Origin of the sequence: Belliella pelovolcani (assembly GCF_900156785.1) — a bacterium.
Taxonomy (GTDB): Bacteria; Bacteroidota; Bacteroidia; order Cytophagales; family Cyclobacteriaceae; genus Belliella; species Belliella pelovolcani.
The window spans coordinates 408,011-427,295 of record NZ_FTOP01000002.1 but is presented as its reverse complement, the minus strand read 5'-3'; the positions used below and the strand labels follow the sequence as shown (position 1 = coordinate 427,295).

The 19,285-nt window shown below is 37.2% G+C and carries 17 protein-coding genes; 14 read left to right on the top strand and 3 right to left on the bottom strand.

Features of this window, described 5'->3' with window-relative positions:
* Window positions 1–262: 262 nt before the first annotated feature.
* The 14 genes from BW935_RS04040 to BW935_RS03975 all read left to right on the top strand — a co-directional run bounded on the left by BW935_RS04040 (window position 263) and on the right by BW935_RS03975 (window position 12,902).
* Entirely contained in the window at window positions 263–769 is a 507-nt protein-coding gene (locus tag BW935_RS04040; protein WP_076498790.1) for a winged helix-turn-helix domain-containing protein, read from the top strand.
* Window positions 770–1,060: 291 nt separating this feature from the next.
* Window positions 1,061–1,855 (top strand): FkbM family methyltransferase, encoded by a 795-nt coding sequence (locus BW935_RS04035; RefSeq protein ID WP_076498789.1) that lies wholly within the window; start codon window positions 1,061–1,063, stop codon window positions 1,853–1,855.
* A gap of 14 nt (window positions 1,856–1,869) precedes the next feature.
* A complete protein-coding gene (locus tag BW935_RS04030) occupies window positions 1,870–2,115 on the top strand; it encodes a hypothetical protein (protein ID WP_076498787.1) in 246 nt (81 codons plus the stop codon).
* A 31-nt stretch (window positions 2,116–2,146) separates the two neighbouring features.
* A complete protein-coding gene (locus BW935_RS04025; RefSeq protein WP_076498785.1) occupies window positions 2,147–3,430 on the top strand; it encodes an ABC transporter ATP-binding protein in 1,284 nt (427 codons plus the stop codon).
* Window positions 3,417–4,166: an FkbM family methyltransferase gene (locus BW935_RS04020; protein ID WP_175606635.1), complete on the top strand. Its 750-nt coding sequence runs from the start codon at window positions 3,417–3,419 to the stop codon at window positions 4,164–4,166. Before BW935_RS04025 ends, BW935_RS04020 begins: the two co-directional genes overlap by 14 nt.
* On the top strand, window positions 4,163–4,864 hold the full coding sequence (locus BW935_RS04015) for a glycosyltransferase family 32 protein (RefSeq protein WP_076498782.1): 702 nt from the start codon (window positions 4,163–4,165) through the stop codon (window positions 4,862–4,864). The genes BW935_RS04020 and BW935_RS04015 overlap by 4 nt, the downstream gene beginning before the upstream one ends.
* Window positions 4,861–5,775, top strand: a complete 915-nt coding sequence (locus BW935_RS04010; RefSeq protein WP_076498781.1) for a glycosyltransferase family 2 protein — start codon at window positions 4,861–4,863, stop codon at window positions 5,773–5,775. Before BW935_RS04015 ends, BW935_RS04010 begins: the two co-directional genes overlap by 4 nt.
* Window positions 5,744–6,676 (top strand): glycosyltransferase family 2 protein, encoded by a 933-nt coding sequence (locus BW935_RS04005; protein ID WP_076498779.1) that lies wholly within the window; start codon window positions 5,744–5,746, stop codon window positions 6,674–6,676. Before BW935_RS04010 ends, BW935_RS04005 begins: the two co-directional genes overlap by 32 nt.
* Window positions 6,673–7,839, top strand: coding sequence for a glycosyltransferase family 4 protein (locus BW935_RS04000; RefSeq protein WP_076498778.1), 1,167 nt, complete (start codon window positions 6,673–6,675; stop codon window positions 7,837–7,839). Before BW935_RS04005 ends, BW935_RS04000 begins: the two co-directional genes overlap by 4 nt.
* The gene (locus BW935_RS03995) at window positions 7,826–8,719 is read left to right on the top strand and encodes a glycosyltransferase (RefSeq protein WP_245802634.1); all 894 of its coding nucleotides are present in this window, start codon (window positions 7,826–7,828) and stop codon (window positions 8,717–8,719) included. Before BW935_RS04000 ends, BW935_RS03995 begins: the two co-directional genes overlap by 14 nt.
* A 4-nt stretch (window positions 8,720–8,723) precedes the next feature.
* The gene (locus BW935_RS03990) at window positions 8,724–9,848 is read left to right on the top strand and encodes a glycosyltransferase (RefSeq protein WP_139325489.1); all 1,125 of its coding nucleotides are present in this window, start codon (window positions 8,724–8,726) and stop codon (window positions 9,846–9,848) included.
* Window positions 9,817–11,439 carry a glucosamine inositolphosphorylceramide transferase family protein gene (locus tag BW935_RS03985; RefSeq protein WP_139325488.1) on the top strand — a complete coding sequence of 541 codons (1,623 nt, stop codon included), beginning with the start codon at window positions 9,817–9,819 and terminating at the stop codon, window positions 11,437–11,439. Before BW935_RS03990 ends, BW935_RS03985 begins: the two co-directional genes overlap by 32 nt.
* A complete protein-coding gene (locus BW935_RS03980; protein WP_076498772.1) occupies window positions 11,440–12,549 on the top strand; it encodes a glycosyltransferase family 4 protein in 1,110 nt (369 codons plus the stop codon).
* Between the two features lie 59 nt (window positions 12,550–12,608).
* Window positions 12,609–12,902 carry a nucleotidyltransferase family protein gene (locus BW935_RS03975; protein WP_076498770.1) on the top strand — a complete coding sequence of 98 codons (294 nt, stop codon included), beginning with the start codon at window positions 12,609–12,611 and terminating at the stop codon, window positions 12,900–12,902.
* A gap of 469 nt (window positions 12,903–13,371) precedes the next feature.
* Here BW935_RS03975 and BW935_RS03970 read toward each other — a convergent pair whose 3' ends face one another.
* The 3 genes from BW935_RS03970 to BW935_RS03955 form a co-directional block, all read right to left on the bottom strand.
* Window positions 13,372–13,800: a response regulator gene (locus tag BW935_RS03970; protein ID WP_076498769.1), complete on the bottom strand. Its 429-nt coding sequence runs from the start codon at window positions 13,798–13,800 to the stop codon at window positions 13,372–13,374.
* A gap of 5 nt (window positions 13,801–13,805) precedes the next feature.
* A complete protein-coding gene (locus BW935_RS03965; protein ID WP_175606633.1) occupies window positions 13,806–15,161 on the bottom strand; it encodes a RagB/SusD family nutrient uptake outer membrane protein in 1,356 nt (451 codons plus the stop codon).
* 631 nt (window positions 15,162–15,792) lie between these two features.
* The gene (locus BW935_RS03955) at window positions 15,793–18,963 is read right to left on the bottom strand and encodes a SusC/RagA family TonB-linked outer membrane protein (RefSeq protein ID WP_076498765.1); all 3,171 of its coding nucleotides are present in this window, start codon (window positions 18,961–18,963) and stop codon (window positions 15,793–15,795) included.
* Window positions 18,964–19,285: the final 322 nt, after the last annotated feature.

Here is a 19,285-nt window from a genome sequence, read left to right as displayed (position 1 = left end):
GCATCCCGATCCCTCGGGGAACCAAATTTAGTGCTCTTCGTGCTTCATAGAGCTCTTAGTGTCCCAAAAAAAAGAAGCGACACAAAACTCACCAAAACCCACAAAGCTCACAAAATTAAATCCTTAGAGATCTTTGTGCTCCTTTGCGCTCTTTGTGTCCCAAATAACTCAATAACCATTCACCCAATAACTAAATCCCCCCACGCTTAACACCCCGATCCCTCGGGGCACCCCGACCCCTCGGTACTACCCCCCCTCAACCTTGCTAGACTCCCTCGTAACTTCCAAAACCCGCATCAAACTCCTCCTCAAATTCTTCTCACACAAGAATTCAGGATACCTCAGAGCATTGGCAAAGGAATTCAACGAGTCCACCAACTCCGTTCGCGTGGAACTCAACAGACTCACCGAAGCTGGACTGCTCAAGACTGAAGAAGAGGGAAGAATCAAAGTCTACAAAGCCAACGAACAACACCCCTTCTTCTCCGAAATCTCAAACATGGTCTCCAAATTCCTCGGTCTCGACGAACTCATGGAGAAAATCGTCCGTCGCATGGGACCCGTCCAAAAAGCCTACATCATCGGTGACTACGCCATGGGACTTGACTCAGGTGAAATAGAAATCCTCCTCATCGGTAAAGACCTCGATATACAATACCTGGACTTTCTCAAAAATAAAACCTACGAAAAACTCCAACGCAAAGTCAAAGTCACCATCCAAGACTCCGACCCCGGCGAATCCACAGGCATCATGATCTTCGGAAACTGAAACGTTAGAAATAGCCTGTCCCGATCACTATCGGGATTGTATACTCGCTTCGCTCGTGTTGGAAGGGTTAAACTCGCTTCGCTCGTGTTGAAAAGGTTAAAAGGGTTATATGCTTACTTCGTAAGCGTTGGAAGTGTTAAAAGGGTCTCAGTAATTAGTAGGTAGACTGGTCTATTTACTAATACCGAGGACATTTCAAACATTAAAAACATCACCAACATTATCAACATCATCAACATTTCCAACATCTTCCATAACTCAATCCACTAATCAACCATCAACCAAATTACCGTGAATTTCAAAAAGAAACTTTTTTACTGGATTACGCTTCAAAGGAATAATAGGATTGGTGGTGCATTGAGTAGCATTGCTAAAACAATCAGTCATGCACTTGAAAATAAGAATAATGACAATAATCTCAGTGGAGAATATAGGATATGGGAAGTGTTAAAAAACCAACCTATCCATACAATCTTTGACGTGGGAGCAAATGTTGGCGAATGGTCAAAGTATGTTGCCAGTAAACTTCCTCTTGCAGAAATTCACGCTTTTGAACCAGTAGAAGAGACTTATGAAAGATTAAAAATAAATACTAAATCTTTATCTACGCTAAAATCTAATAATTTCGCATTATCTGACAAGAAAGAGGATATTCAATTCAACTATTATCCTACTGGTTCATTTTTCAGCTCTATATATGACAACCAATTAGGAAAAGAAGCACAAAAACTTACAATTGCTTGTATCAGAGGAGATCATTACTGCTTAGAAAATGACATCGAACAAATTGATTTTTTAAAGATTGATACTGAAGGATCTGAACATAAAGTTTTAAAGGGGTTTTCTAGAATGCTCAGTGAAGGCAAAATAAAAATTATTCAGTTTGAATATGGAGATATGTGTATTGATTCAGGTTTTTTATTGAAAGATTACTTTCAGCTACTAGAAAGTTATGATTTTTCTATTGGGAAAATCTACCCTAAATGGGTTGAATTTGGAGGCTACGGTAAAAATATGGAGAACTTTATACTCTCAAACTTTTTAGCAGTTCATAAGTCTCAATCATCTTTAATTAAATCACTTTAGATTTTAAAAATTTTATGAAAAGAATCTTAGTAACAGGTGGAGCTGGTTTTCTTGAGTCGCATCTTTGTAAACGAATAATTGTTAAATGGCAACACTCCAACAGTAAAAGCAAACTCATCTTCAAGCCACTCCCTCAAGACGACCCCAAACAAAGAATGCCAGATATATCAATAGCCCAAGAAAAACTAGTTTGGTCACCCAATATCCACCTCCAAGAAGGCCTCATCAAAACTATTGAGTACTTTAAGAATTTTATATAATCCGCGAAATCCGCGTAATCTGCGAGAGATCATGTCTCAATCAATAATCAAAGTCCAAAACCTCTCCAAACGCTACCGCCTTGGCCTAAAAGAAAAGCAAGCTGATACACTCCTAGGGCAATTGACCAACATCATCAAGTCTCCCTATGAGAATTACAAGCGCTTACGTCAACTCAGCAAGTTTGGTGAAGAAGCGGACGAATCCGTTTTCTGGGCACTCAAGGACATCAACTTTGAAGTGCAGCAGGGAGAAGTCCTTGGCATCATAGGTAAAAATGGCGCTGGCAAATCCACCTTACTCAAAATCCTCTCCCAAATCACCGAACCCACCGGTGGCAGAATAGAAATCCACGGCCGTGTAGCTTCCCTGCTTGAAGTAGGTACAGGCTTCCATCCAGAGCTCTCTGGTAGAGAGAATATCTACATGAATGGCACCATCCTCGGCATGACCAGAAGAGAGATTGATAGCAAACTGGATGAAATCATAGACTTCTCAGGCGTAGAGAAGTTCATAGATACACCAGTCAAGTTCTATTCCTCTGGAATGAAAGTCCGGCTTGGCTTTTCCGTAGCTGCCCACTTGGACCCTGAGATCTTGATCATCGACGAAGTTCTAGCCGTAGGAGATTATGAATTCCAGCAGAAGTGCCTTGGCAAGATGGAAGATGTAAGTAAGAATCAAGGGAGGACGGTATTGTTTGTGAGTCATAATCTTGAGGCAGTTAAAAATTTATGTCCTAGATCATTGTTGTTGGAAAAGGGTAGAATTGATCTAATTGGTAATTCTTTCGATGTTATTGACCGATATTATGGTGAAATATTTGGTTCTATTGATGTATCGAAAGACCTACGTTTTCATCCAGATAAAAAATGGAAGGATTTAGGAATACAAAAGATTGAAATTTTGGCAGATAGAAAATTATCAGCTGAAATTTTTAGTAATCAATCATTGAGTATTAATCTTTTCTACAAGATAAAAGAGATACATTTAAACACACCATTGGAAGTAGGTTTTGGCCTTTTTGATCAACAGGGGAGGGGAATAATGGCATTTAATAATAGGAACTTTAAGCAGGAAGTCATTTTAAAGAAGGTTGAGGGTAATATTTTAATGACCATTCCAAGGTTTCCAATTTATAAAAATGAAAAACTAAGTATCTACTTGTACTTTGGTTATCTAGGTAATGAATACGAGGTTTTACAAAATGTAGCAACCATTAAAATTAGAACTATTGATTACTTAGGCTCAGGACATGCCTTGAATACGAATTTAAATCAAATAGCCTTATCTGATGTTTTTTATGAAATTAGCTAAAAAGCTATTTGTTAAGACCTTTACCTGTTTACCAAGAGTAATACAAAAGTATTTGTTAACCATAAACTTAATCAATAAACGGGTTAGGTTTAGTTATGAAAGCACGCTTCAAAAACTGATTGGTAAAAAGAGTAGTTTTAGATTCATTTTAATAGGGGCTAATGATGGATTAAGTTTTGATGATTTATTTGATTACCTAGACCCAATTAAAACAGCAGGTATATTGGTAGAACCTTCTCCCAAGTACTTTCAATTATTGAAATCTAATCTATCAAGCTTCAATAAAATCATATTTTTAAATATAGCTTTGTTCAAAGAAAGGTCATTAATAAAACTTTATGAATTAAATGAATTTGGACTAGCTAAACTACCTGAATGGGGAAGAGGTATTGGTTCATTTTCAAAAGAGCACTTGTTGAAGTTTGGAGTCGATAATTCAGATATCAAAGAATTGGAAGTCCAAACTCTTCCTTTTATGGAAATTTTAAAATCTTATCCGGAATTTCATCAGGTGGATTACTTACAAATCGACACCGAAGGATATGATGCTGAAATTATCAAAATGATAGATTTCAAAAAGTTTCATGTCAAGTTGATCAAATTTGAATCGATCAATTTAAAAAAAGGTGACATGAAAGAGTTAGAACAACAATTTAAGAAAGCAAAATATCAATTTTTTAAAGGGAAAGAAGATTCCTATGCTGTTCATAATTCTATCAAGACAATATTTAAATGATCCCCAAAATCATCCACTACTGTTGGTTTGGTCCCGCTAAGCCATCAGCTTTAGAATTGAAGTGCTTGGCTTCTTGGAAAAAGTACTGTCCTGATTACCATATCAAGCTATGGAACGAGGATAATTTTGATGTCAATTACTGTGAATTTACCAAGGAAGCATATAGGTTAGGAAAGTATGCTTTTGTATCAGATGTGGCTAGACTTTACGCTTTGCAGCATGAAGGGGGAGTATATTTGGATACGGATATGTTATTGTTGAAGCCTTTTCCTGATTGGCTGATTAAGTCCTCCACGGTACTAGGCAAAGAGAATAGAATATCAATCAATGCAGCTTTTATCGCTGCTCATCAAGATTCAATAATCATTAATGATTTATTGAATAAGTATAAAAATTTAAAATTCTCAAAGTCTCCACCCCTAATTCCAGAAGTATTGACTAGTCTCATTGTGAGGCTAGATGAAGATATAAAAAGTACTTGTAAAGTCCTTGAACCAGATTTTTTTTATCCTTTACCTTACAAATTAAAACACCTTTCTTATAGAAAATTTATCACTAAGGATACAATAGCTGTTCATCTTTGGATAGGGAGTTGGAAGAATTATAATAGAGATAACTTTACCAAAATTATAAATAACTTTATTTCTAGATTTTACCTACCAAAACCTATTCAGTATTACAAAGAAAGGTTTAGATGACCAGAATATCTATTATAATTTGCACTTTCAATAGAGCTCCATTGCTGGAATTAGCCTTAAACTCTATTGCAAACCAAACAACGGCACCTTACGAAGTCCTAGTCATTGACAATAAATCAACTGACAATACAAATGAACTAGTGAGTGTTTTTCAAAATACTATCCCATACCTCAAGTATTATTATGAGGAGAATATAGGGTTATCTCAAGCAAGAAACCGAGGTGTGAGAGAGTCATCTGGTGATTACCTTGCTTTCATTGATGATGATTGTATTTTACCTAATAATTGGGTAGACCTTGCTTACCACCTCATCGAAAACAAAAATCCTGATGTTTTCGGAGGTCCTGTATTCCCATTTTATGAAAAAAGAAAGCCCAGATGGTTTATAGATAGGTATTTAACTTTTGAGTTTGGAAGTTCGACTAGAAAACTCTACCACTTTGAAACCTTAATAGGATGTAATTTTATAATTCGAAAATCAGTAATTGAAAGAATAGGTGAATTCAGGGTTGATCTAGGTATGACTGGAACAAAAGTTCTCTATTCAGAAGAAACTGAATTACAATTGAGGTATCTAAATAGCCAACTATCAAAAGGGATATACTATGATCCAGATCTTTATGTACATCATTATGCAAGGCCTGATAAATTGTCTTTGCTATGGAACATTAAGGCATTTATCGGTAAAGGAAAGTCTAATTACAGGACAAAAAATATACAAATAAAGAAACAGTGGTTTCGTAGTTTTTTTGAGTTAGCCATACAGCTATTAAAAGTTGCATATTTTTTTAGTATTGGAGCTTTATTTAGAAATAGAACAAAATACCCCTTTTATCAAAACTACATCATGGAAAGGGTACAAGGTCATTTAAAAAAATATGGATTCTTACTTGAGCAGTTCAGATCTTAATAATTCCCCTCTTGTGACAGTTGCTGTCATCACGAGGAATAGAGCTGATTCATTGAAAAGGACACTAGATGCTATAAAAAAGCTAGATTATTCCAATTATGAAGTTCTAGTTGTAGATAATGCATCCACAGATCACACAAAAGAAGTTATCTATAATTCGGGTTATAAGTATTTATTTAGCAAGAAGAATAATGGGTTTGCTAAAACTAGACAAATAGCAGTAGATACAGCAAAGGGAGAATATATCTGCTGGTGCGATGATGACTGTGTGCCAGACCCGGATTGGATAAGATCTTTTTTACAGTGTTTTCAAATAAATCCTAATCTATCCCTACTAGGAGGGTTTGTTCATAATATTAATTTCCCGGAGTCCCTTGTTTTCAAAGGCAAATCCAAATTAGGGCTTAATGGTCAACTGATATTTGTTGAAAATGGATATGAAGCCGAATATTTTGGTAATTTAAATCTTGCAGTAAAAAGATGCGACATACATAAAATCAATGGATATGATAATTTTTTTAAAGGAGGTTATGAAGAAATTGACTTAGCTTTTAGACTGAAAATAATAGAAAAAGAGGTGGGATTTTGTTTCCAAGCAAGAGTTAAACATTACCACAATGATTCCTCTTTTAAAAAAGGTAGATTTTTTTATAATGGACAACTTTCTAGAATCTATTTTTATCTAAAAAGCAGACATCATTTAAAAGACTTTAGTTATTGGGTATTTTTCAAAAATGAATTGTTCATTTTGATAAATGATTTAAAACGCTCAATAAGAGGGATATTTTCAGGTATTAAGAAATTAGATAAAAATAAGATTGTAATTTATAGTGTAGAATTATTAAACTCTGCTCTTTGTAGGCTAGTAATTCCATTTCTAATAGTTAAATCAAGAAAATGAAAGTTAACTATATTTCCGCGTATTCTGCTGTGCCATCAAAAGCAGCGAGTTCTTTTCATGTTATGAAAATGTGTGATGCATATCTTAACAATAACATTGAAGTAACTCTTTTTGTATCTAATAACGGCGACTCTTCTATGTTAAATGGAGAATCAATAAAAAATATATATTCAATTGAAAATAAATTTAAAATAAAACGGCTTCCAGTAAACTATCTAAGTAAATTTCAAAAGTTATTTTCTTTATCAATTTTATTTCCATTTTATGCTTTTTTTAACAGATCGAGTCTAGTGCATTCAAGAACTTTGATATCAGCTTATGTACTTTCGAAAATTTTTTGCCAGCCTGTAATTTTTGAGTTGCATGATGCAGTCTGGAAAAACAATAAATCAAAGTTTTTTTTTAAATCCCTTGTAAGAAGTAAGAATTGTAAATTTTTAATTTCTATAACATCAGCTTTAGCAAATGATGCGATTTCAATAATAGGTAACTCAAAACCAATATTAATTTTACCTGATGGAGTCAGTCAAAAATCTTTAAATACTATTAACGATAAATATGATTCTAGGAAACGATTAGGTTTAAATCGAGATGATTACATTGTGCTTTATTCAGGACATTTATATAGAGGAAGAGGTATTGATTTAATTATTAATTTATCAGAAAAGTTACCTAATTTTAAATTTATCTTATTGGGGGGAAATGATTTAGATATCAATTATTATCAGGAAATTACAACTAATCTTAAAAATATTGAATTTTTAGGATTTAAAACTCAAGATATCTTAATTGAATTTTTAAATGCTTCTGATGCACTTCTTATGCCTTATGAAAACAAAGTTAATGTAGCTGGGATTAATGACTCAGATACATCAAAGTATGCTTCCCCTTTAAAAATGTTTGAATATATGGCAACTGGAAGGCCGATAATTTCCTCTACGCTTAATGTTCTTTCTGAAATTCTTCATCATAATTACAATGCTTTGATGGTTCCATATGATGATGTCAACGGTTGGGTAAATGCATTAGAGCTATTAAAGAATAATCCTGAAATTGGAAAAAGAATTGCAGATCAAGCTAAAGAAGATGTATGGCAATATACCTGGGAGGAAAGAGTTAAAAAAATTATGAGGTTTTATAATAGTGTAAATGATGCAAAATAAATTATTTGCAGGCTTTATAATTACCTTCAATCGTCCTAGTATTTTAAAAGCAACTATTCAAAAAGTATTTAATCAAACTTTCCCTCCTGAAAAACTTTGGATTATTGACAATAGTGATGGGAAAGAGACTGAAGAAATGATTGAAACTCTTGATCAGTATCCAATAGTATATTATTATTTGGGTTATAATGCAGGTCCAGCTTATTCTGCGAAATTTGGTTTGGAGTTAGCTTATCAGGAAGGATATGAATGGGTGTTTTGGGGGGATGATAACGACCCACCTTTGTATGGTGAAGTTTTTGAAAAACTTTTTAATTTAATTCAAATAGAGGATAATGTCGGGGCAGTTGGAGCAGTTGGTCAATATTTTGAAAAATCAACTGGGAAAATAAAAAGAGTGCCAACAGAGCTTCTTGAGCGTAAAAAGAATATCGATGTAGATTTTATAGCTGGAGGATATTGTTTTATTATAAATAAATCAGTTTTGGAAAAAAACATATTTCCTAATCAAGATTTATTCTTTGGATTTGAAGAGCTGGATTATTGTTTAAGGATTAAGAGAGGAGGTTTCAGATTAGTAGTTAATCCAGAAGTCTTTTATGAATATAGGAAAAGAAGTAATAGGCTAGTTGTGAATAATATTGACTATGTAAAAAAAATCAATCTGAATCGAGAGTATTATAGCCTGAGAAATTTATTAATGATATCTGATCATTTTGGATTCTTTAAGATGAAAATTCTTCTTTATTTTAAATGGTCGATTAAATCAGTCTATGGTTTTAAATATGGATGGTCTTATGGTAAAAAAAATTTTAAAATTATTTGGTTAGCATTCCTTCATTTTTGGAAAGGAATAAAGGGTAAAACTATTGATTTATGATTTGATGAAAGTATTTTTTATCCAAGATGCCCTAATAAACGCAGGAACGGAGAAAAGTTATTTGGAGATTTTACCTAAACTTTCTGAAAAAATTATTCCCGTTTTAATTTATTTTTATCCAAGACATGATTTATTTGAGCAATTTGAAAATGCAGGGGTTAAAGTTATATTTCTAGATCTTAAAGGTAAATATGACTTTTTTAATGGTATAATAAGATTAAGAAGTGTTGTAAAACAAGAAAAACCTGACATAATGGTGTCCTCCTTATTAAGGGCTAACATTATTTCAAGGATGGTTTCATTGATTGAAGGAACTCCCCTTATAGGTACTCTGGTTAGTGACTCTTATTCAAAAGAAGCCAGGAAAATTAAGTCTCCTTTGGTAAGATTGAAATTTAATTTCTTTTGGTTTTTAGATAGAATTACAGCCTCAATTCCAAAGCATTATATTTCTAATTCTAATCATCTGGTCTCAAGTCATTCTAAATATCTTGGCATTTCTTCTGCTAAAGTAGATGTAATTTATAGGGGTAGAGAAATTCCCGATAATTGTTGGAACAATTCGGTAAATAAAACCTGCCGATTCTTGGCAATAGGTAGGTTAATACCTTTAAAAGGTTATATGGAATTAATACTTGCTTTTAAAAAAGTTAAAAAGAAATATCCCTGCATTGAACTTACTATTTTTGGTGAAGGAGTCTACCGAAAAGACCTTGAAAACTTAATTTCAAACTTAAATTTTCAAAATTGTATATTTTTACCTGGATCAGTTCCAAATGTTACGAATCGTATTTTTGACTTCAACTGTTTTATATTCCCATCTTGGTATGAAGGCTTTTCTGGTGCCTTGGTGGAAGCAATGATGGCTGGTATTCCCATCTTAGCATCTGATATCCCTATGAATTTGGAAGCTGTCCAAGACAAAAAGACCGCTTTAGTTTTTCCAGTCAGAAATGTGGATGCCCTGGCAGATCAAATGATATATGCCATAGAACATCCCGAAGAAATGGCTGAAATGGGTAGAAGGGCTAGGGAAATAGCCATCAATCGATTCGATATTAATCTTATAGCCCAGCAATACGAGGAAGTTTTGTGGAATGTTTATCACCGTTATGCACAAAAAGCTTAAAGTAGGTATTCTACTGGATGGCTTTAAAGTCCCAGCTTGGGTATGGGAAATGGTAGATGTCATTTTAAGGGATGACTTGGCCACAATTGATTGCCTGATAGTCAATCAAAGACCGAAACCCTCCGGTAAGCCTTCTCCAATCCTCTATAGACTTTTTTCAAAATTTGACCGGTCAAGCTTCTCAGTCAATCAAAGTCCATTTACCCGCAAGGATATCTTGAAAGTACCTGGATTGAATCCCCTTATTCTCCCTGTTTACCCAATTCAAAAGAAGTATTCAGACTATTTTTCCTCTGAAGATTTGGAACTACTTAGATCAAGAGAATTGGATATTCTGATAAGGTTTGGTTTTAGGATATTAAAAGGGGATATCCTCAATATTCCCAAACTTGGAGTTTGGTCTTACCATCATGGAGACAATCAAGTGTACCGAGGTGGGCCTCCTTGCTTTTGGGAAGTAATGAAGGGCTGGGAAATCACAGGATCCGTGTTGCAGATCTTAACAGAGAATTTAGATCAAGGTAATGTCATTTCTAGATCCTGGTCTAGAACAGATCCTTTATCTGTGCATAGAAACGCCGCTAAAGTATATTGGAAGAGCCTTTACTTTATCCCTAGAGAATTGGCTTGGATCAATAGATTTGGTGTGAAGGCTTGGAAAAAAAAACTTGATCTCAGTCAATTACCATTCGATAGCTCAGCTATTCCAAACCTTAGCCCACCCACAAATGCCCAAATGACAAAACTTTTCTTACGGTGGTTATATAAGAACCTAGCAAGAAAAATCAAAGAACTCTTCCGAAAAGAAGTATGGGAACTTTGGATAAAATCGATAGGGGATGCGAAACTTTCTAAAATTAACAATCCAAAAGGGTTTTACCTTGCTGATCCTTTTATTGTTGACTACGAAGAAGCCTCCTATCTCTTTGCCGAACAATACAATTATCTTGAGAAGAAGGGTTTTATATCATTCGCCAGGATTATTAGTCCTAATGATATTGGGGAATTTGAACCTGTTATCCAAGAAGACTTTCACTTATCATATCCATTTATCCTCAATCACAAAGGTGACTACTTGATGTGGGTAGAAGCTGCTGCGAAAAAAGGGCTTAGAATGTATAAAGCTATTGACTTTCCTTCATCTTGGGTATTTGTAGGAAACCATTTGAATGATATTGCCTTTTATGATCCGACTATCTGTATGAAGAATGGGCTATATTGGTTATTTGCAAATACCAAACCTCATCCAATGGCCTCATCTTTTGATGAATTATCATTGTTCTATTGTGAGAATATTGAGAAGGGAAATTGGCACCCTCATCCCTGTAATCCAATAGTTTCCGATGTCAGAGCAAGTCGCCCAGCAGGAGCATTATTTGAGAAAAATGGATTTTGGTATAGACCAGCCCAAGATTCTGCCAAACACTATGGACATAGAATCAAAATTCAAAAAATTATTACTTGGAATACGGAAGAATATGAAGAAGAAACTGCAGAAATACTTGAGTCAAACTGGTCAAATGACTTAAAAGGTACACATACCGTCAATAGAAGTGATAAGTATTATGTATTGGATTCCTATAGAAGATAGATGAAAATCCTACAATTAGTTACTTCTAGAAAAGTAAGAGGTGCAGAGGTTTCAGCAAAGAGCCTCTCTGAGGAGTTAGTAAAAAGAGGCCATCACATTTGGTTCGTAGGTCTATATCATCACGAGCAACAATTAGATGTCCAAAATGCCATCAATATGGATTTAAATGGCACTAAGAGATTTTTTGATCTTAGCTTATTGTTTAGGCTTCGTAATTTAATTCTTGAAATCCGCCCCGACATAGTCCAGGCCAATGGGTCGGATACATTTAAATATGCCTCACTAGCCATGTTGGGCATACACCAACCCAAACTTATTTATAGAAACATCTCATTCATATCTTATTGGCTGAACAATAGAATTTTTTTGACTTCTGTTTATAAAATGCTCGCCAAAAAAGTAGATATTTTTGTTTCAGTAGGAGAAGAAGCTGCCACAGATTTAGCATTAACTCTTCATCTCCCCAATTCTAAATCTAAAATCATAAAAAGAGGTATAAATGCAATTACCAAGGATAGACCAGAGTCAAAAAAAACAATAACTTCGCGATATGGCATATCGGATAAAGATTTTATACTAGCTCAGGTTGGTAACCTAAGTAAAGAAAAAAATATCGTCCTTACTTTGAATGCTCTTGCTCTATTGAATAACCATTTAACAAATTTCAAACTACTAATTGTAGGAGAGGGAGAAGAGGGTAATTATCTAAGAAAGCTAGTAGATGACTTTAAGCTCATTGACAAAGTTATTTTTTGTGGATATCAAGATGACATCTCCACTTATTTTGCTGCAGCAGATATTTTAATTTTATCCAGCTTAGTGGAAGGAATTCCGGGAGTAGTCATAGAAGCTGCCCTTCAAGCTACCCCAACCATTGCGGTGAAAATACCAGCTACGCAAGAAGTAATCGAAGATAGAAACACAGGATTACTTATTGAGCGCCATGACCCAGATTTGTTTGCCAATGGTATATTAGAACTATTAAAGAATCCAGAAAGCATAAAATCCCTAGGAAATCAAGCCCAACAATACGCCAAAAAACATCATAGCCTAGAACAGACCGCAACTGAATTTGAACAAATCTACGAGCAATTACTTCATAAAATGTAGTCAAAATGACCCTCAAAATATAATCACCATAGTGGAACATAGCGACTAATTAAGTTAGTATGAAAATCACAAAAAGTAATATAGCAAAGATCAAGAAGTTGTTTGACGATTATCCCGTTGATCGTGCCTACCTCTTTGGTTCATACGCAAGAGGAGATGCCGGCAAAAATAGCGATATTGATATATTGCTTGAATTAAATTACAATCAACACATTGGCCTAAAGTTTATAAAGCTTAAAAATGACCTAGAAGATATACTTAATAAACCCGTTGATTTACTTACTACCAATACAGTTTCCAAGCACATTCAGCCATTTATCGAAGTGGATAAGCAATTAATTTATGAAAAGTAGACCAATTGGTTCAAGACTTAGGTTTTACCTTTTGCCCAAACCCTCAGACGGTTCAACTACCTCCTAAACAGTTAAGCAACCCCGACACTTCGGGGCAGTTAAACATTTTTTCATTCCTCCATCCCCCTTCATCCTTCCTCCTTTCCTCCTTCCCCCTTCATCCCTCACCCTTTCCCTTTGTGTAAATCCCAGCGCTTCAGCGCTCTAAATTTAAAAACATTTCAAACCTAAAAAGTAACCTTCAAATCTCTACCACTTCACAAATCCTTAAAATTCCCATTAGTGCAATTAGTGGTTCCACTTTCCCTTTAACCTTTTTCACCCTTTATCCTTCCCCCCTCATCCTTCATTCCCCCTTAGCACCTTAGCAATCTATCCGAAATATTAACTTTATTCTTTTTCATCTGAGTCCACCTGTGTTCATCTGTGGTAAAAAACAGCGACCCATCTCTGAGCCGCTGTCTAATTACTAAAACTTCAACGCTTCCAAATAAGCCTCCACCTTACCAAGTTCAAAGATCGATAAAGGCTTCACCACATACCCACATACATTTCGATCATCCTTCGCCCGATTGATATCCAAAGCTGATACAGAACTACTCAAGATCACTATCCTAAATACCTCCTTAGTCTCGGCTGGCAAGCCTTCAAACTTTTCCAGAAAATCCCACCCATTCATCACAGGCATATTCAAATCCAGAAAAACCAATATCGAACATGGTTCAGGCTTGAGATGCTTCGCTACTGCTTCTACATATTCAAACCCACCCACACTACACTCAAAATGCAATACCTCACCACCATAACCTGTCTTTCTTAAAAATCTATTGCTGATATAATTGATCACAGGATCATCATCTATCAATAGAATACAGTCAAAATCATTCAGTGATTTCATTCTACTCAATTGCGATTATTTTGAGAGATACCACTGACATTGACCTCATTCAAAGGAATCGGTAAAGTATATCTGTTAGAGTTTGGCGGTAAACTATAACTCTCACCCTGCACCACCCTTGTCAAGGTCTGAGCATATCTAGGATCCCTATTAAGTCGGCGAAGATCAGACCAGCGAACACCCCTGTACAGCAATTCCTTCTTACGCTCTGCCAAGATCAAATCCAATACAGCTTCACCCGATGCACTCAAGGGCTCAAAGCTGCCAGCTGCCCAACGCTTTTCAAGCAATTGATTCAATACCCCCAAGGCCACAGAAGTATTTCCAGCTCTGGCCTCACACTCAGCCTTGATCATATACAATTCATTCGTCGCCAAACCTGAAAACATATTATTAGTACCCGAATAAGTACCCTTAAATACCGACCCAAAAGCATTATTCAAGAAAAACACACTCCTCCTTAAATCTTCCGTAGCATAAGAATTATAAATCTCTGGGTTGACCACCGTAGTGACCAGAGCACTGAATAAATAAGACACCATCTGCGTATGATAAATTACCTCTTCGTTGAAAGCAGGGATGGGGAACCTCAAACTCGCATTGATTTCATTATAATCCATCAAAACATCATGAATACCCAATGCACTGTTGGCATGGTTCAAGGCCTTTTCATATTCCTCAATCGCCAAGTAGATCCTAGCCAAAAGTGCATGTACAGCTGCTTTTGATGGCCGACTTTTATAAACATTCATATCCCTAAGCAAGGGTAGGGCAGTATTGAGGTCACCAATCACCTGATCATAACAAGTCTTTAAATCTGATCGATCCACCCGGATATTGATGTTTGGATCCATCCGCAATGGAATCCCCAAAGCCCCATCATTTACACCAGGCTGATAAGCTGGCGCAAATTGGCTCAGAAGATTATAAAATCCATTTGCCCTCAAAAACAAGGCACTCCCAATGATCTCGTCTTTGCGAATGCGCTCCTCCTCAGCTGAAGGATCAATATCTGTAATCCCGTCCAATATTACATTGGCATAGAATGCTTGAGAATAAGGAACTGACCAATCACTGAATTCATTTTCGAAAAAACTTTCACTCCACTTATAAGCCTCCTGCTCATCCAAACTATAAACAAGGAAGGCATTCGGTGTAGCCACCAATTCATCCCCACTCAAAAGATTAAACCCAGGGCTTTGATTCATCCCCCAGTTGCTCGCATCCAAGAGCGCCTGCATATCATCAAGCGTACTTGGAATCACAATATTCTTATTAGGTCTTTCATCCAAAAAACCCTCACAGGCACCCGCCACCAATAGCAGCACACCCGCACAAATCATAATTACAATTGATTTCATATTCATTCTCTTTTTAAGTTTTTAATTATTCGTTTATAACCTTTGAGCATACCTCTCACACTAAGGGTTTCAATCCCCCCCCTAAAAACCGTCAGACCACCTGGTTCAAGACTTAGTCTTGGACCCATTATCCATGCAGTTTTCAAACTGCCCTTCCTAAGCTTTTCGAGATCTAAGCTTTTCGAGATTTGTAATCTCGAAACCAGATAACAAGGATTTGTAATCCTCCTTTCCCCCTTCATCCTTCACCCTTCCTAATTCATCCTTCCTAATTCATCCTTCCCCCGGCTCCTCGGGGCTTAACACTTAACGCTTAACCCTCAACCCTTCCGAAAAAAAGGAAGCCAGCCAGCAGCTCTCAAACTGACTGACCCAGGAGTCACCCCCTAACTTTCCGTAGTAGCCGTCGCCTTATGCGCCCCGGTGATTACCATTTGGGTTTAATCGATTAACCTCATTGAGAAAAGCCCGGAAAGCCCCAATCCCTCTTCATTCTTAAATCTTTAATCTTACCTCACCCTAAGCTTTTCGAGATTTGTAATCTCGAAACCAGATAACAAGGATTTGTAATCCTCCTTTCCCCCTTCATCCTTCACCCTTTCTAATTCATCCTTCCCCCTTCATCCTTCCCTCAAAATTCAATTCTCAACCCAATCGCCACACTCCTCGCAGCTGGCATAGTCCTAAAGTCAGGATCCAAACCCTCACTGTTCGCAGCCCACAAAACCCCTAGATTATTCGCATAACCATACAGTTCAGCAGACTGAAAAGGCAACCAGGGCTGATTTGATTTATTGAAGAGATAAGAAACCCTGATATCCTGCAATCGGATATGATCTCCCTTTTCTACCAATACACTGGAATGATTGTAAAAGAATTCCCGATTGGCATTATTGGTATTAGGCATGGATGGGATAGTCGTGATCAGCTCATCACCAGGCTGCTGCCAGCGATTCGCAAAATCAGCATGATCTCGATCTCCCCGCAAAATATTGGAATACAAAACCGATCTACGTTTGTAATAATAGCCTAAACGATAACTAATATTCGCCGACAAGGAGAACCCCCTATAGCTCACCGTATGCATCATGGCACCAAATACACTCGGCCTGGAAGGACCATGATAGCGGATATCATCCAAAGTCGCTCCATTGAGAATTCCTGTATAATTACTGCTTGGCTCCCCATCTATAAAACCCATAGGATTTCCATTATCAGGATCAAGACCCGCCCAGTCATAGCTAAATACCCCAAAAAGTGGTTTGCCCTCCAATGGAAACACCCCGAAATACTGCATGTAATTCCTGATATTTGACTCAAGCTCATAGGACTTTACGCGCTCATCAACCCAGCTGAGGAAATAAGTTGTGCTCCATTGGACTGCTCCAGTGGTATTTTTACTGCTTAGCTGTAAGTCTATCCCTCTGGTCAAGGTCTCTGCAAAGTTGCCCCTATATTGAGTAAATCCAGTGGAAGGTGCCATTGGCATATCTCCAATCAAATCCTGCCCATGCTTGATATAAAACTCTAAGGATCCTGATAGCCTATCATTCCTGCTGGCAAAATCAATTGCATTATTCCAAATCTGTATTTTCTCCCATCTTAAGTCTGGATTGGGAGGTGTTATGATCCTTGCAAAAGGTAAATTGGTCAGACTATTGGCATTACCCCCAAAGTAATTGGCTGTAGTAAATGCAGTTAAACTCTTGTCTATATTCCCATTATAGCCCAAGGTACTTCGAAGCTTCAAATAGGGGATAAGTCCAGAATTGTAGAATCCTTCATCACTTAATATCCATGCTCCTCCTACTGACCAAAGTGGAACACCCCGCTGATTTGCATTTACCCCAAATAAATTGGACTCATCCTTTCTGGCACTCGCTGTTAAGATATACCGCTTTCTAAAAGTATAGGATGCATTGGCATAGTAGGAAAGGAACCTGTCCACCTGGCCTGAATGACTATTACCAGTGCTGATACTTGCCAAAGCACCACTGTGGTACAGAGGAAATCTCGTAACAAAATCTACTGGCTCCGAAGTAGCAAACTCAGGCCTATAACCATAATAAGTGTTGGCATGATGGCTCAAAGTCAAATCCTTTACCTCAAATCCACCCAATGCTGAGATCACATGGTCTTCACCGATCACTTTGTTATACCGCAATTGGCTCCTAAAACTATGACTTGAACCAACTGTATTTCTTCTATTGTAAACATCTCCAATTGGAACAGCTCTTGTTAACTCCCCATTACTATCCCGCTGAGTAAATCGGTTGATCTGATTTCGAGCGGAATAACTCGCTAATGGAGATAGCTGTTCCGCTATTCGATTGTTGTGCCAATACTGGTACAATACTTCCGCCTTCAAATCCGAATTGATTTGATAGCCCACCTGTGCATTGATTCTATAATCATTATTGCTGTTGCGATTACCCAGAAGACCAATCTCATCCAAGGGCCTATACCGCCAATCCAATAAGCCGTCATCTGCTATACTCTCCAAATACCTAGTGCTATACCCAAAATTCAATGGCAAATGATTGCCAGCATCATCCATTAGGCGCTCATAAGCATAGCCACTAGGGACAGCAGTACGATCCCAAGTATTCCCTTGTACATAATACATACCCAAGGATACATCCAACTTATCATTGAGCAAACTCCATCCATTCTGAAAATTCAAGGTCAAGCGATCATTGTCATTGGCAACCACTGATGTCAAGTTTTTGTCATAGCCCAAGCCAAAGCTGTAGGTATGATTGGCAGATCCTCCTCGTACATTCAATGAATGCTGCTGATTGATGGCACTCCTGTAAAAATGCCTATTCAACTCATCCCTGAAATCATAATTCCTATATCCATCTATCAATTGATTAGCCTCGCTTGAACTGATCAATCCATTGCGCTCTGAGATCTTAGTCTCCACAACAGGTGATAGGGCAGGGCGGGAGAGGTTGTTTTCCTGACTATTATAGAATCCCCGCCCAAATAGCAACAACTCCATATCAATAACCTCTGAAGCACTCATCACTGGATTGTAAAATAAATCCGGCCGCTCAATCTGCGTGATATTACTGTTAAAAGTTACCCTGGTCGCCTGTCCTCTTGATCCCTTCTTTGTAGTGATCACGATCACCCCATTACCAGCTCTTGCTCCCCATATCGAAGCCGCTGCTGCATCACGAAGGACAGTGATACTTTCTACATCATTGGGATTTATATTCTCCAAGGGACCATCATAGGGGAAGTTGTCTATGATAATCAGTGGACTTGTATTGGCAAATAAGGTGCTACGCCCACGAATATTTAAAGATTCTCCAGGGCCACGGTTAAACAAAAGCCCAGGCGTAATATCCTCCAACCTGTCTAAGAGATTGGTGCTGATACGCCTGTTAACCAATTCCTCGTTCACTTGAACAAATGATCCAGTAGCCCTTTCCTTGGGTAATTCTTGATAGCCGGTCGAAACCACCTCAACTTGCTCCAGTCCAAAGGATTCAGATTCCAAGCTGATACTCAAATCAGACGATAAGGGAACATCTACCTGCAATTCGTATGGCTTAAACCCTAGATAACTTACCTTTAGTGTATAAGCCCCCTCCGCAAGCTTCAACATAAACCTGCCATCATCTTCCGTAATCGCCCCCCAATTCCTGCCATCCACTGTTATCACTGCACCTGGCAGTACCTCTTTGCTCTGAGTCATCACAACTCCCTTTACCTCATGGCTGACCGTTTGGGCATGCAAATGGCCGCCAACCCCCATAATCACAGGGATTAGTAATCGTAAAATTCGCTTCATAATTATCTTGGGTTTATTGTTTGGTATTAAATCCTTTTTCTCTTTTCAGTAACTTCTTTAAGTTTCATACCGACTACTTGCTCACTAAGCGTAGATTGCATCTACGCTTTCATATCATTCCATTCGACATTCATCATTTTTAAACCTTTAATCAATTTTTCATTTCTCCTTTTTTCATTTCCTCCTTCCTCCCTCATCCCTCATTTCCCCCTAAACAGTTAAGCAGCTAAACATTCTTTCCCCTCTTTTCCTCCTTCCTTTCTGTCCTTTGCCCCTCCGCATCCTTAGCGTTCCCCTTTTACCTTTCTCCTTTCTCCTTCCC

What these genes read in the sequence shown, in the direction of transcription:
- BW935_RS04030 (WP_076498787.1), top strand. Translation starts at nt 1,870, where the DNA reads ATGAAAAGAATCTTAGTAACAGGTGGAGCTGGTTTTCTTGAGTCGCAT.
- BW935_RS04025 (WP_076498785.1), top strand. Translation starts at nt 2,147, where the DNA reads ATGTCTCAATCAATAATCAAAGTCCAAAACCTCTCCAAACGCTACCGC.
- BW935_RS04020 (WP_175606635.1), top strand. Translation starts at nt 3,417, where the DNA reads ATGAAATTAGCTAAAAAGCTATTTGTTAAGACCTTTACCTGTTTACCA.
- BW935_RS04015 (WP_076498782.1), top strand. Translation starts at nt 4,163, where the DNA reads ATGATCCCCAAAATCATCCACTACTGTTGGTTTGGTCCCGCTAAGCCA.
- BW935_RS04010 (WP_076498781.1), top strand. Translation starts at nt 4,861, where the DNA reads ATGACCAGAATATCTATTATAATTTGCACTTTCAATAGAGCTCCATTG.
- BW935_RS04005 (WP_076498779.1), top strand. Translation starts at nt 5,744, where the DNA reads ATGGATTCTTACTTGAGCAGTTCAGATCTTAATAATTCCCCTCTTGTG.
- BW935_RS04000 (WP_076498778.1), top strand. Translation starts at nt 6,673, where the DNA reads ATGAAAGTTAACTATATTTCCGCGTATTCTGCTGTGCCATCAAAAGCA.
- BW935_RS03995 (WP_245802634.1), top strand. Translation starts at nt 7,826, where the DNA reads ATGATGCAAAATAAATTATTTGCAGGCTTTATAATTACCTTCAATCGT.
- BW935_RS03990 (WP_139325489.1), top strand. Translation starts at nt 8,724, where the DNA reads ATGAAAGTATTTTTTATCCAAGATGCCCTAATAAACGCAGGAACGGAG.
- BW935_RS03985 (WP_139325488.1), top strand. Translation starts at nt 9,817, where the DNA reads ATGTTTATCACCGTTATGCACAAAAAGCTTAAAGTAGGTATTCTACTG.
- BW935_RS03980 (WP_076498772.1), top strand. Translation starts at nt 11,440, where the DNA reads ATGAAAATCCTACAATTAGTTACTTCTAGAAAAGTAAGAGGTGCAGAG.
- BW935_RS03975 (WP_076498770.1), top strand. Translation starts at nt 12,609, where the DNA reads ATGAAAATCACAAAAAGTAATATAGCAAAGATCAAGAAGTTGTTTGAC.
- BW935_RS03970 (WP_076498769.1), bottom strand. Translation starts at nt 13,800, where the DNA reads ATGAAATCACTGAATGATTTTGACTGTATTCTATTGATAGATGATGAT.
- BW935_RS03965 (WP_175606633.1), bottom strand. Translation starts at nt 15,161, where the DNA reads ATGAAATCAATTGTAATTATGATTTGTGCGGGTGTGCTGCTATTGGTG.
- BW935_RS03955 (WP_076498765.1), bottom strand. Translation starts at nt 18,963, where the DNA reads ATGAAGCGAATTTTACGATTACTAATCCCTGTGATTATGGGGGTTGGC.